Annotated in this window: 11 protein-coding genes; 3 read left to right on the forward strand and 8 right to left on the reverse strand. The window is 35.9% G+C overall.

Going from position 1 to position 12,804, the window contains the following annotated elements:
- Positions 1 to 243: 243 nt before the first annotated feature.
- The 4 genes from egtB to FHR29_RS01505 all read right to left on the reverse strand — a co-directional run bounded on the left by egtB (position 244) and on the right by FHR29_RS01505 (position 3,792).
- Positions 244 to 1,434 (reverse strand): ergothioneine biosynthesis protein EgtB, encoded by a 1,191-nt coding sequence (gene egtB, locus FHR29_RS01490; RefSeq protein WP_311732289.1) that lies wholly within the window; start codon positions 1,432 to 1,434, stop codon positions 244 to 246.
- A gap of 7 nt (positions 1,435 to 1,441) precedes the next feature.
- On the reverse strand, positions 1,442 to 2,419 hold the full coding sequence (locus tag FHR29_RS01495) for an L-histidine N(alpha)-methyltransferase (RefSeq protein WP_183911974.1): 978 nt from the start codon (positions 2,417 to 2,419) through the stop codon (positions 1,442 to 1,444).
- Positions 2,420 to 2,571: 152 nt separating this feature from the next.
- Positions 2,572 to 2,907 carry a hypothetical protein gene (locus tag FHR29_RS01500; RefSeq protein WP_183911976.1) on the reverse strand — a complete coding sequence of 112 codons (336 nt, stop codon included), beginning with the start codon at positions 2,905 to 2,907 and terminating at the stop codon, positions 2,572 to 2,574.
- 48 nt (positions 2,908 to 2,955) lie between these two features.
- Positions 2,956 to 3,792, reverse strand: a complete 837-nt coding sequence (locus FHR29_RS01505; protein WP_132842121.1) for an AraC family transcriptional regulator — start codon at positions 3,790 to 3,792, stop codon at positions 2,956 to 2,958.
- A gap of 90 nt (positions 3,793 to 3,882) precedes the next feature.
- On the opposite strand from FHR29_RS01505, the gene FHR29_RS01510 reads away from it, so the two are divergent.
- From FHR29_RS01510 to FHR29_RS01520, 3 genes are read left to right on the forward strand one after another with little or no spacing between them, the layout of a single operon-like run.
- Entirely contained in the window at positions 3,883 to 4,866 is a 984-nt protein-coding gene (locus FHR29_RS01510) for a polysaccharide deacetylase family protein (protein ID WP_183911978.1), read from the forward strand.
- On the forward strand, positions 4,866 to 5,699 hold the full coding sequence (locus FHR29_RS01515) for an acetolactate decarboxylase (protein ID WP_132842124.1): 834 nt from the start codon (positions 4,866 to 4,868) through the stop codon (positions 5,697 to 5,699). The genes FHR29_RS01510 and FHR29_RS01515 overlap by 1 nt, the downstream gene beginning before the upstream one ends.
- 21 nt (positions 5,700 to 5,720) lie before the next feature.
- Positions 5,721 to 7,145 carry an L-dopachrome tautomerase-related protein gene (locus FHR29_RS01520; protein ID WP_132842125.1) on the forward strand — a complete coding sequence of 475 codons (1,425 nt, stop codon included), beginning with the start codon at positions 5,721 to 5,723 and terminating at the stop codon, positions 7,143 to 7,145.
- A 180-nt stretch (positions 7,146 to 7,325) separates the two neighbouring features.
- Here FHR29_RS01520 and FHR29_RS01525 read toward each other — a convergent pair whose 3' ends face one another.
- From FHR29_RS01525 to FHR29_RS01540, 4 genes are all read right to left on the reverse strand, one after another.
- Entirely contained in the window at positions 7,326 to 8,486 is a 1,161-nt protein-coding gene (locus tag FHR29_RS01525; protein WP_207898556.1) for a PepSY domain-containing protein, read from the reverse strand.
- A gap of 2 nt (positions 8,487 to 8,488) precedes the next feature.
- Positions 8,489 to 10,738: a TonB-dependent receptor domain-containing protein gene (locus FHR29_RS01530; RefSeq protein WP_183911980.1), complete on the reverse strand. Its 2,250-nt coding sequence runs from the start codon at positions 10,736 to 10,738 to the stop codon at positions 8,489 to 8,491.
- A 311-nt stretch (positions 10,739 to 11,049) separates the two neighbouring features.
- The gene (locus FHR29_RS01535; protein ID WP_183911981.1) at positions 11,050 to 11,472 is read right to left on the reverse strand and encodes an SRPBCC domain-containing protein; all 423 of its coding nucleotides are present in this window, start codon (positions 11,470 to 11,472) and stop codon (positions 11,050 to 11,052) included.
- A gap of 115 nt (positions 11,473 to 11,587) precedes the next feature.
- The gene (locus FHR29_RS01540) at positions 11,588 to 12,793 is read right to left on the reverse strand and encodes an MFS transporter (protein WP_168127430.1); all 1,206 of its coding nucleotides are present in this window, start codon (positions 12,791 to 12,793) and stop codon (positions 11,588 to 11,590) included.
- Positions 12,794 to 12,804: the final 11 nt, after the last annotated feature.

The raw sequence follows: 12,804 nt of genomic DNA on the forward strand, positions 1-12,804 counted from the left end.
AACATAAAATGTTTTACAATGCTAAACATTGTTTATAAATACTATATCTTTTAAATGTTAAATTTATATTAATTTATGGAAATTAAGGTACATGATTTGGTTTTTTATAAAATTTGTTTGGTCACATAAGTTGTTATCAGTTACGTTCTTTTCAAATTATTAGCCACGGCTTGATAATCCATGTCACCGTTATTTATTATCGTATTTTTTGATATTATAGGGCTGATTTCGTTGTGATCGATATCATCGTGCTAGTCGAATACCCGTAAATTGCCACTGGTGCTGTGTATGAAAGAAATTTCGATATGTCTTTCTACTATGTCCTTTTGACGTAGCTTCCGAAGCACCTCGTAAAACCATTTGATTGACCATGAACTTTCCATTATATTCGCCTACCGCACCAGCTTCTTTTTTGAAACCTGGATAAGGCAGATAGGCACTTCCTGTCCATTCCCATCGGTCGCCCCAATGCATGTTATCAGCCGCGATTTCCCATTCGGCCTCTATTGGTAAACGCATTCCTTTCCAATTTGCATAAGCAACCGCTTCAAAATAGTTGATATGATTGAGTGCTTCATTGAGATCCAATAATTTTAGACCTGATAATGTATAGTGCATCCATTGATTGTCAATTTTATGCCAATATAGTGGTGCATGAGCATCATTTTCTTTTACCCAGTCCCAACCTTCAGCATGCCAATGGCGAAAGTCTTGATACCCTCCGTTTTCTATAAATTCTAAGTATTCCCCGTTGCTGACAACTTGTGCAGCAATTTCGAATTCTTGTAAATAGACGTGATGTCTCCCAAGTTCATTATCGAAACAGAACCCCTTTCCTTCGAATCCGATTTCGTATATTCCGGCTGGAAAGGTAATCATTTCGTTATTTACGAATTCTGATTTTGAAGGTTCTGGATCGCTTTTGTAGCATGGGAAAAGTGGATTGTGTCCCAAAATATATTTGATATCTGAAATCAGTAATTCCTGATGTTGCTGTTCATGGTTAAGTCCTAGTTCGAGCAAAGTTAATACGTCTTGTAAGTGATGTCGTTTCTGCTTAAAAAATAACTGCATTTGCTCATCTACGTATGCTCTATACTTGTAAATATCAGATACGGATGGACGGCTTAAATTTCCACGATCGGTTCGGATGACCCGCGCGCCTACAGTTTCATAATAACTGTTAAAGACATAATTATACTGTGAGTCGAAAACCTGATATTCAGGAAAGTAAGGGATCAATAAAAATGTTTCAAAAAACCAAGTTGTATGCCCTAAGTGCCACTTTGGAGGACTGACATCTACTATTGGCTGCACAACATAATCTTCAATGGCTAAAGGTGCGCATATATGTACAGAGTGATTTCGAATAGTCCAATATTGTTCTTCTAAATCTGTAATGTGATCGGTTATTGTATGTTTTGTATTCATCATCGTTTTTTTACTTGATTTTCCATATTGCATCCATAAACCATTTTTTCGAATCGTATAGTTCGCTGACAAAGTTAAAACCTGAGCTATTGGCGAGATGTCGGATGTCAGAAGGTGAGAATTTTTGTGATATCTCCATGTAAATGGGTTCATTTTTTTCAAATGAGATCTGCTCCTCGCCGAGTGTCACTTGCTGTTCTGTTAAGCTAATGAGATAACTTTTACATGCGCCATTTAAGGGATCGTAGGTTTGATAATGTTCAAATTGATTTATGTTGAAATTAGCCCCGAGTTCATGATTAATGCGAAGGAGAAGATTAAGATTGAATTTTGCAGTTATACCTGTTGGATCATCATAAGCACGAAGTATCGTTTTAGGATGCTTTTTTAAATCAAAACCTATTAATACATTGTCTCCAGGATTTAGTTTACTCTTCAATTTGGAGCAAAACTGTTCAGCATCCGCAATTTCCATATTACCAATATTGCTCCCTAAAAATAATATTACTTTGCGATTTGACGATATTGTCATTGCTTTTTCGATCATCTCAAAATATTCACCTTTGAGGCAGATGATATTTAAAGCTGGAATTGCATCGTTAAGATTTGTTTTTAAAACTGAAAGTATGTTACCTGATATGTCGATCGGCATATAAGTGAAGTTTGCTCCTTTACTAACAAGGTGTTGCAGTAAAAAGGTGGATTTCATTGCATCGCCTGCTCCCAATTCTATTAGATCAAATGGTTTGCCATCTGTGCTTATTAAATTAGCAATTTCAGCTGTCTGATTTTTGAAGATGTCAAGTTCACATTTTGTCAGATAATAATCTTCCAGTGCCATGATTTTTTGGAAGAGATGATCTCCTTTGCTATCATAAAAATATTTAGAGGATAATCTCTTCGGATTACTTTTTAAATCATCCAATACCTCTTTTTGGAATTTATGATTAGTTATTGTTTCTTTTTCGTTGCGGAGACTGCTGTTCATCTTTCTTGTTTAACTGTTCTTGAAAGATAACAGTTAAAGCCTAGTAGTTGTTTGTTTGAGGGAGCATGTTACTTGTATCTATTATTGTTATAGTATGAAAATAAATAACTCTTTATTGCGGAATTGTGAAAGATTTTTTAACTTTTATACTGCTATCCAAAGACTGGATAGTTTTCTCCAAATGCTCTCGAAATTACAGCAAATAAACCAACAGATCCGATTAGTAAAACGAATAATGACTGTATGATGTTTAGTATGGAAAAGTTTTTCCAGGATTGACTGTTTGATTTATCAGAATATTCCCATAGTCTTAGGATATTCTGTCTTTTTTTATAGGTGAAAATGGGTATGATCAGGACCATTATTCCTACTGAGCTATTGAGCACAAGGTGCCTCATATCATGATATGCGCTTCCAATAATAACGAGAGACATTAGCGTCCATGCTATTATATTCAAGAGAGAGGATATTTTGTAAACAGTTTTCATTGATGAATTATATAATGCAATATCTTATACCGTTTAAAGCAATTGTCTTTACTTTTGTTTAGGACTTGCTCCTGTATATTTCTTGTAAATTTTATTGAAGTGACTTGCATCGGAGAATCCAAGTTTTAGCGCAATTTCATTAATGTTGTACCGACCATTTTTTAATAGTTGACTAGCTGTTTTTATTTTGGTCTGGATGATATGTTGCTGAATGGATTGGCCACTATGCTTTTTGACATATATACTGATGTAGTTTGGAGACATATTAAATTGGGATGCTATATTGTCAATTTTCATCTTTTCAGGATTCAAGGCATGCATCCGGGTAAAACTCAGTATTTGGCTTAATTTATCTATTTCAGTATTAGAGGGGCATTCTAGTCCAAATTGGACTGTAGACTGCGCTCTGGCCAACAGCATCATGACACCACCAAACAGTTCCAGAAGCAACTCTCTACTATAGGCACAATTATTTGAAAACTCACGCAATAGAATTTGAAACAGATAGTGGAGATGAATTTTGTCAACCTCATCTTTTACTATGTTTCCATTTATTGTTGAGGCTGTCTGAAGTAAAGTTTGGGTCGTTTCTAACCATTTGGCTGTTTTGCTTCCTGCTAACTTTTCTGTAAATAATTGCTCATTAAATTTTAGAAAGATGAATTTTGTAAATTCTTTTATTTCAAAATAATGTCCATCTTCAGGCCTTAAGATAAAAACATCTCCGGCCTCATAGGACATACGAGCATCATTTAAGATATGATCACCGGTTCCCTTTTCAATGAAAATAATTTCATAAAAATTGTGCTTATGTTCTGGGAAATCCCATTTATCCAGCTCCAGAGCAAATACATTTAATGAGTAATAGCTATTAAACCTTTGCATACATAGTAATTGATTTGTACAAACATACGATGAAAAATTACAGATTTAAGCGCTTGCTTCATAATATTTTTGTAAAAACAAATAATTACTATGTATAAATCATCAATTTCTATAGTTGCTATTTTAGCAACTATACTCGTCTTTGCTTCTTGCAAAAATAATGGGCAAAGTTCTGATGTGCAATCTTCAGTTTCTGATTCTATTTCTAGTACCAAGCAATGGCCAAATGGCGCTCAGCTGGTGATATCTGTTTCCATGCAGTTTGAAACAGGGGGACAGCCGGCTGGAGCTGAAAGTCCATTTTCGGGCAATCCCTTACCGGTGGGAAACCCCGATTTACCTGCTGAAAGTTGGTATAGGTACGGGGCTGTAGAAGGCGTTTATCGCATGCTAAATCTTTGGAAAAAGTACGATATCAAAGTGACTTCTCATGTCGTTGGGACAGCCGCGGCGAAATATCCCGAAGTCGCTCAGGCAATTGCTGCAGATGGACATGAGATAGCTGCCCATGGAATTTCATGGGATGACCAATGGAATAAAGATTATAATGAGGAACTAGATTTTGTAAAAAGAGGTGTAGATACTGTGGAGCGTATTACGGGACAAAGAGCCGTTGGATATAATGCAAATTGGTTACGTAGAAGTCCTAATACTTTAAAGATTTTACAAGAATTGGGGTTTCTATATCATATCGATGACTTGAGCCGTGATGAACCTTTTTTAACAACCGTGAATGGAAAGGACTTTGTGGTCATGCCTTACACGCTTCGTAACAATGATATTGTCAATATAGCAGGCAATCATTGGACTCCAGAAATGTTTCTTTCGCAGTTAAAGATGGAGTTCGATCAACTGTATGAGGAGGGTAAATCAAAAAGAAGAATGATGAGTATAAGTTTTCATGATCGTATTGGGGGAACTCCAGCTGTTGTAAAAGCAATGGATGATTTTATTACATATGTCAAAGATAAAGATGGGGTTGTTTTTATGCGTAAGGATGACATTGCGAAGATGGTGCTCCATGATCCTAAAACACCAAGAGATGATTCCGAACGAAAATATAATAATCAATAATGAAAACTATAAAAACTAATGTTTTGCTGATCCATGATCTATCATTGAATTATGCTTTGATGAAAAAGTATACCATTCTAATTTTATCGATTCTGATCAGTGGATTTAACTTTGACGTCTGGGCGCAGTCGACGGAGACTGTATTTCATTATTCTGTCATGGATGCTATGCGCCATGGTGTTTATATGGGAGATTTAGCTGTTGGTAAGCTAAGAGAGAAGGGGGATTTTGGATTAGGTACATTCAATCACTTGGATGGTGAAATGGTTGCTTTGGATGGTATATATTACCGTGTTATCCCTACCGGTCAAGTTGTTCAAGCTGAAGATGATAGGAAGGTACCTTTCGCCGCTGTTGCACAATTCACGCCTGATATGGTATTTGAAATGGATGGTGATCTAACACTAGCACGGATGCAGGAAGAGATCGTTAAGCGATTACCTTCTTTTAACAAGCCTTTCGGTATTCAGATACATGGACTAATGGCAGAAATTCAATTGGGAGGAGCCCTAAAGCTTGCTGAAAATGATACTACCGGTCTTGCCAAGTTAATGGAAACACGACCGGTCTATCATGTTTCGGGTATATCGGGTACACTGGTGGGATTTTATAATCCTACATTCATGGATAATATTGATCTAACTCCTTTTCATCTGCACTTTATTTCTGATGACCGATCTGTTGGTGGACATGTTATATCGGGAAGGTCTGGTACAACAAAAATAAAAGTCAGTGTGGATACTAAAGTGGGGTATGAATTACTCTTTCCTGAGTCAAGTCCAAGGTTTCAAAAAGAATGGAATACAGGTCGCGCTTCTCAAAGCGCTTATTAAATAATTATAAATTTTTATATTATGTTTTTATTAAAAAAGTCCATTGTATTTGTACTGTTTACATTTGCAGTAATGAATTTTGCTGTCGCTCAACTGCCAAAGGAAATTCAGCATATTAAATTTGATGATTTGGGCTGGGAAAAATTAGCTGACAGACTTTACCGGAAATATGTGTTTGGTGAACAAGGTATGCTAGCCTTGTTCAAAATGGATAAAGGAGCGAAAGTTCCTTTGCACCAGCATTCGAATGAACAAACGACTTATATTACGAAGGGAAGTGTTAAAGTGACTATGCAGAACAAAGATTATATTGTTAAAGCAGGAGAGGTACTTATTATACCAGGTAATATACCTCATGAGTTTGAATGTTTGGAAGACGGCACATTGGACATTGATTTTTTTGCTCCTCCAAGAAAAGATTGGATTGATGGAACTGCCAGTTATTTTGGAAATGATCAAGAAAATAAGAGAGACCTGGAAGCTGTCGCCCAATTGGACGTTCGCCCTGGTGATGTGGCTGTATCTGCTGAAGGACGCATTTTCTCAACGATTCATCCATTGGGTAGTCAGCAGTTACAATTGGTGGAGATTGTGGATGGTAAGGCAGTTCCTTATCCTAATCTTAAAATGCAAAAGAATGGTGCTAAAGCAAGTGATACAACTTTTGATGCGATGTTGGGTCTTATTTTTGACAAACAGAATAGGCTTTGGGTTGTTGATATGGGGTTGGAACTTGGGAAGACCAGACTATGGGCATTTGATATACAGCAAAATAAAGTTATAGAGAAAATAACGTTGCCAAGTCGTATTGCTCCTAAGGGGACATTTGCTCAGGATGTGACCATTGACGAAAAGCATGGTTTTGCCTATTTAGCAGATATTGCCGATCCAGGTATCATCGTCTTAAATTTAAAAACTAAGAAGGCAACAAGATTTGGTAAGCACTTTTCGTTTGATGCCGAGGATAAAGATATGGTTATTGACGGGAAGGTAGTTCATTTTGGAGGAAAGCCTGCGCGAGTGGGTATCGATCCTATCACCTTATCGGATGATCGTGAAACTTTATTTTACGGAGCTATGAATGGCACGGGATGGTACAGTATCCCGACAAAAGTATTACGGGGACACCAGCCTGGTCAATTGGTATTTGATCAGATTATTAAGGTAGGGGATAAACCATTCAGTGACGGAGCTCTTACCGATTGGGAGGGGAATCATTATTTTACAAATCTACAGGAGCATGCGATCACTAAAATGGACAAGAAAGGCAAATTGAGTCATATAATACAGGATGATGATAAACTTTTATGGCCAGATAATGTTTATCAGGGGCCTGATGACTGGATGTATATTTCTATAAATCAATTGAATACAGCGCCAGCCTTTACAGGTGGTAAAGATATTGGAGTCGCTCCTTATTTCATTTATAGATTTAAAAAGAAATAGTAGTTAGTAGTAATAATTAGAAAAAATATGAAAGCGCATAGGCTTCTAGAAAGTGCTACTGCAATTGGGAAAATTGTTATTAAATATTGAAAATAGAAAAGACAAAAAATAAATTCTTATTAAAAAAGGAAAGCCATCTATTAGGATGGCTTTTCTTTTTATGTTATTATATAATTGAAATTATTTAATTCTTTTTTTGGTTTTCTTTTTCTTCTTGTTTAACCAAATGATTGTTCCTGTAATAGGAAGTGATGCGCATATTAAAGCGATGAAAAAATGTAAAACTTTAGTGGCTATACCTCCATAATTACCCACATGAAGATCATAGTTCATCGCGCCAATTTTATCACCTATGAGAGCATTTTCTGATTGTTTTACTTTTTCAATCTGACCATTTCCTCTGTTAAAATAATACCAAATAAATTCGCCGGTACGATCTTTAATGAACCGCACTTGAATATCTTGTGGATCTGTTGGAGATTTACGTAAACGAATCGACATCATATCTGCATTTGGGTGTTTTGATATGGTGAAATTGAGCGCATTATCTAATATTTTAGACTGATTCTGTGGTACATATTCGAACTTTTCCTGTTGTTCAATTTCTTTTGTGCTATCGAAACCATTGAGCGATTTTACATAAAAAGTTTTAAATGCGGGAAATGTAAATGCAATACCTGTACATGCAATTAATAAGGCGAAAATGACACTATAAAGTCCTAAGATTTGATGCAGGTCATAGTTTAATCGTTTCCATTTAACTTTAAAATCAAACCAAAGCTGTCTTTTTAATTTTTTGATGGTCCATTTTTTAGGCCACCATAGGACCACTCCTGTTATTAAAATTATTATGAATATGATGACCGAAATTCCTACTACCCAATGTCCTACCATGGCGCCCAATAGTAAGTTCATATGAAGTTGTAAGACGATCTGAAAAAATTCTGTTTTGGAGTTTTCTACCGCTTGTACTTTACCCGAATAAGGATTAATAAAAACTCGTTTATGGTAAATATAATATTGATTATTACCAAAAGCATGTTCATCCGTTTTTAGCGCACGAAATATCCAAGTTCTGTCTGGTGAGAGGTACAGATCTGTTCTACTTATTTTTTCACCTTTAGGTAAAGCGTTTTGAGCAATATCAATCAGCTGTGTTAGTGGGAGTAACTTACTATTTTCTCCAACTGAATCTTGAGTATAGTATTTTTGAGGATAGACTATTAGTTTAAGCTCATCATAGAAAACATAAAAGCAACCCGATAAACTAACAATAAAAACAACTAGGCCTGTAAAGAGACCTAGCCATTTATGTAGCCATAATAAAACTGCCTTAATCATTATTAAAATTGATAATGAAGGTTTAATGAAGTGACAGTACCACTACCTTTTACGTACTCGGCATCCAATGCACGGTATTGACTAACTGTAGGGTAGTAAGATGTATTGAATATATTTTCTATTCCGAAGCCTATTTTCCAATTTTTATTCAAATTGTAGTTACCTGATAAATTGAAGAGATCGACATTACTGATTGGGCCTTCACTATTGTTATATTTTTCTTTGTCATTGAGTGCAAATCGATCTCTAGCTCCAGTGTGTATCCAAAACAATTGCAGATTTAACTGTTGGTTTGGTTTATAGCTTAAAAAACCAGTTGCTTTAGGTGGTGCAATCCGAGATCCATTAAGATAAATTTTGCTACCATCATCCATTTTTGCTTTTCCTTCTACATATGCATAGCTTCCACCGACGCTTAATTTTTGACTCAGTTGCGCATCAAGAGTAACTTCATATCCTTTTACTTCTTCAGGTTCACGCTGAGGCATTAAAAAACCACCAACATCTACTAAATTAACACCTAAATCCGAAGTACTGATGTAGTAAGAGGCTGAAATATTGAAGATACTGAAACGGCTTGAAAAACCAGCTTCATAGTTATTGGTAATGATCGGGTCTGTTTCTAAATTACCGATTGTGTTTTCTTTAGCACGGCGTAAAATACGACCTAATTCATTGATCGCAAATGCTTGCGAAAAACTAACGAAAGGGTTGAAATAATCGTATTTAGTATAGCGTAATCCTGCATTGAACATTGTCGCTTTATATGGAATATTTCCTCCGCTTACCAATATACTTCCTTCTCCATTCGGACCAGTAGCTATGGTATTGTAATCGTTGACTTTAACGGTTGCATTTTCATACCGAAGCCCGGCTTTAAAGATCAAATTTTCAATGAGGTCGGCTTTTACTTGCGCATAGGGGGCAAAATTAACCATATTCATTTTTGGTATGTATACACGTCCATCTGTTAAATCTTGATAGGTTACATCTTTTAATAAATCTAAACCGTAAGTTATTTCGGTTGGAATAGAAAAAAGCTGAAATGGGGTATTCAGATTTAAGCGCAATCCTTTTTTATCAGAGTTGATCATGGTTTGTCCAGGACCATACCAAGCCGTTCCACTAGCAACGTATCTGTTCATTGAACTGAAGGAATTTAAATAAGCTGTTACATCCAATTGGGTTGAATGAAAAAGATTACTTTTTGAATAGGTTAACATCGCATTGTGATTATAAGGTGTACCTGCGGGTTTGCCTGGTTCTTCTCCTCTAACTCCAATTGTAGGCGACTGACCATAGATGCCGTTTTTACTGATATATTTGGCATGTTGTGTACTTCCATAGTAGTTGTAAAATCCAGTCAATGTACTGCTTGAATCAATTTGATAACCTATTTTAATAAAGCCATTGTACTGATAGGAATTGGAAAGTCCATCAGTCTGTCCAAGAGGTAAACCATCGGAATCTCTTTGTAAACCGTTGTAGTCTGCCGAACCAGAAACGGTGTAACTCCATTTATTTACCTGTCCTGAAAGTTGTTGTGAAAGTCTGTAACCTAAGGTTTCCTTGGGATCAAATGGATTTATTGATGTTCCCAAAATGGTCTGACCACTAATCTTTTTACCGTCCTTGTTTTTCTTGGTAATATAATTGATAATACCTCCACCTGAACCATTTCCGTAGATTGAAGTAGCACCTTTTATTACTTCGATACGTTCAATCACACTTGGGTCGATGGTGCGTAGGTCACGTGCTCCATTCATAAGCGGTGTTGATTGCGGGATTCCATCTATCAGAACAAGTACGGCACGTCCACGAAGGGTCTGTCCAGAATTTGTAGCTTTATTGGTCGAGGTACCCAAACCCGGAATTGCATTACCAAGTACCGTAGCTAAATTGTTCGTAATGTTGGTTTGTGCTTGTATATCTTGTTGATTCAAGATTGTGATAGAGGATGGTATCGTTGAAATACTTTCTGGCTTTCTTCCGGCCGTAACAACGATTTCATCCAATACATTTGTACTTGCCAATAAAGTGATGCTGATTAAATTATTGCTGGGTTTATTTGATAAGCTGAGGGTTTTTTCTTTAAATCCTATCGCGGAGACTGATATTTTTTGATTTACTATTTTTTCATTTGTTGTGATCAACACACCAGCTGTATCTGTACTTCCTAATAGTTGTTGATTTAAACGTACCGTCGCTCCAGCAATTGGAAGATCTTTTTCTGTTTTGACTTTTATAGTCATTTGTTGTGCTTGACAAATGAAAACGAATACCTGTAATGGTATTATTAGAATTAGAAATTTCCATCTATTAGAGATGGAAGGGAATGAAATAGGCATCTGTAATATTCTTATGTTGATTTAGATTTGTTCTAAACAATAGGCAAATATACAATCTATTTAATTCGAGTGAAATTATTATTTGATTTTTTTTAGCAGTAATTAGTTACTAGATATAAACTCTACAGGTCTTATTGTGAGTTTACTGCTCTAAAAAGTTTATGAATTAGATTACAATTGCTTTTTGTAAAATATACCCGCTTTTGGGAAATTTATTAATCTTTTTCATTAGCAAACTTTTTGAGATTGCTGAGAATCTGATCCCATCCGGTTTGATAGTTTTCTGAAGCAAATTCGGGGCCTGCATCATGAAGGTTTTCGATACCTTCATGATGTAAAGTAACAGTTGTTAGTCCTTCATTTTCCTGGAGCAACCAACTGACTGTTGTTACACCCTGACTAAAGGTGGGGTGAGTCCAGGTATGAACTAATTTTTTATTAGGAATAATTTCAAGTATTGTACACTCATGTAAAAATTTATTTTTACCACCAGGCTCATAAAAATGAAATGTTAAGCCCTTCTCTAGAGCAAAATCAGGAATGTCAAAATACCATTGCTTGAATTGATTCTTATCGGTCAGTACCTCCCAGATAATTGATGCTTTTTTTTGTATTACTATTGAAGACGTAATCATCATACCTTGGTGAAATATTTAAAAAAGTTGAAACAAGCTTATTTTAAGTTGTCTAAAATGTTAAGGTAAAAACGTATAATTTCGCCAATTTGTTTTTAGAATAATCTAAACTTAGTGATTATGTCCATTGTTTGTATGCTTTTTTCGCCTTAATTATCATCAGGGTAACGAAACCCAAAACAGCAAATACTGCATAACCAATACCTATCTCAGTCTGTGTTTCTGGATTCACGAGACTCACGACAATATAACTTAATGCAGAAGTGACGAGGTAAGTTATACCACCTGCTAAGCCACCTGCAATTCCTGCAGATAAAGGAAAACGACCTAAGCAGTAACCGAAATAATTATTAAATATAAATCCTGCGGTAACGTGGATCAAGAAGGCGAATAGTGATAATGTAAAGAGATTTGTGATATACGGAGATATTATAATCATTAAAATAATGAAAGCAATTTGTAAATAATTAGCATATCTTAATTTTGGTAGTAGTGCTTTCTTGATTAGTGCACGACCGATAAACCCACCGGACATCCATGCAAGTCCCATTAATAAGGAAATGTATCCGGTCGTAATGGAGCTATAACCTAAATTGTGTTCAATGAAAAATGGTCCACTTAGATTGTAGAACATAACTAAACCATAGCTTATTCCACACATGAGCACTCCAAACGTAAAGTCTTTCGTTTGAAGCATGGTCTTAAATTCAGTGACTAAATATTCAAATTGAAGTGGATTTTTCTGACGGATTGTTTCACCGGAAAAAATGAGTTCTAATATGAAGAGCACAATGCTGTAAGCTGCTAATAACATAAAATTAGAGCGCCATCCAAATTGTGCCTGTAAATATCCGCCAATGAAAGGAGCAATAATTGGCGCTAATGACCAAACGATAGTGATGGCACTCAGGTATCGTTTTCGCTCTTCACCTTCGTACACATCAACGAAATAGGCGCGTTTTGATACTACAACAAAAGCGGATAGTATTCCCTGCAGTATGCGCATCATATAAATGACAATAATATTATCAGTTGTGGCTGTAATAAAAAAGCTGATTGTAAATAGAAAAAGAGAAATTAAGGTAATCCGATATCTTCCCCATGCATCAACAAGGGCACCGGCAAAGAATTGTGAAATACCATAACTAATTAAAAACAGGGATAAGGTGAGTTGAATCTTACTTTCTGCCAGTCCTAGCTCTGTTGCCATCTGTGGCATGGATGGTAGGTAAATGTCTGTTGCTAAGCCCGAAATTGGAACCAATGCGAATGCAATTAGTGTCGGAGCAAATGATTTTCGTGAATTTAAAGTATTTTCTTGCATGTGTATTGTTT

Origin of the sequence: Sphingobacterium sp. JUb56, from assembly GCF_014191365.1 — a bacterium.
Lineage (GTDB): Bacteria > Bacteroidota > Bacteroidia > Sphingobacteriales > Sphingobacteriaceae > Sphingobacterium > Sphingobacterium anhuiense.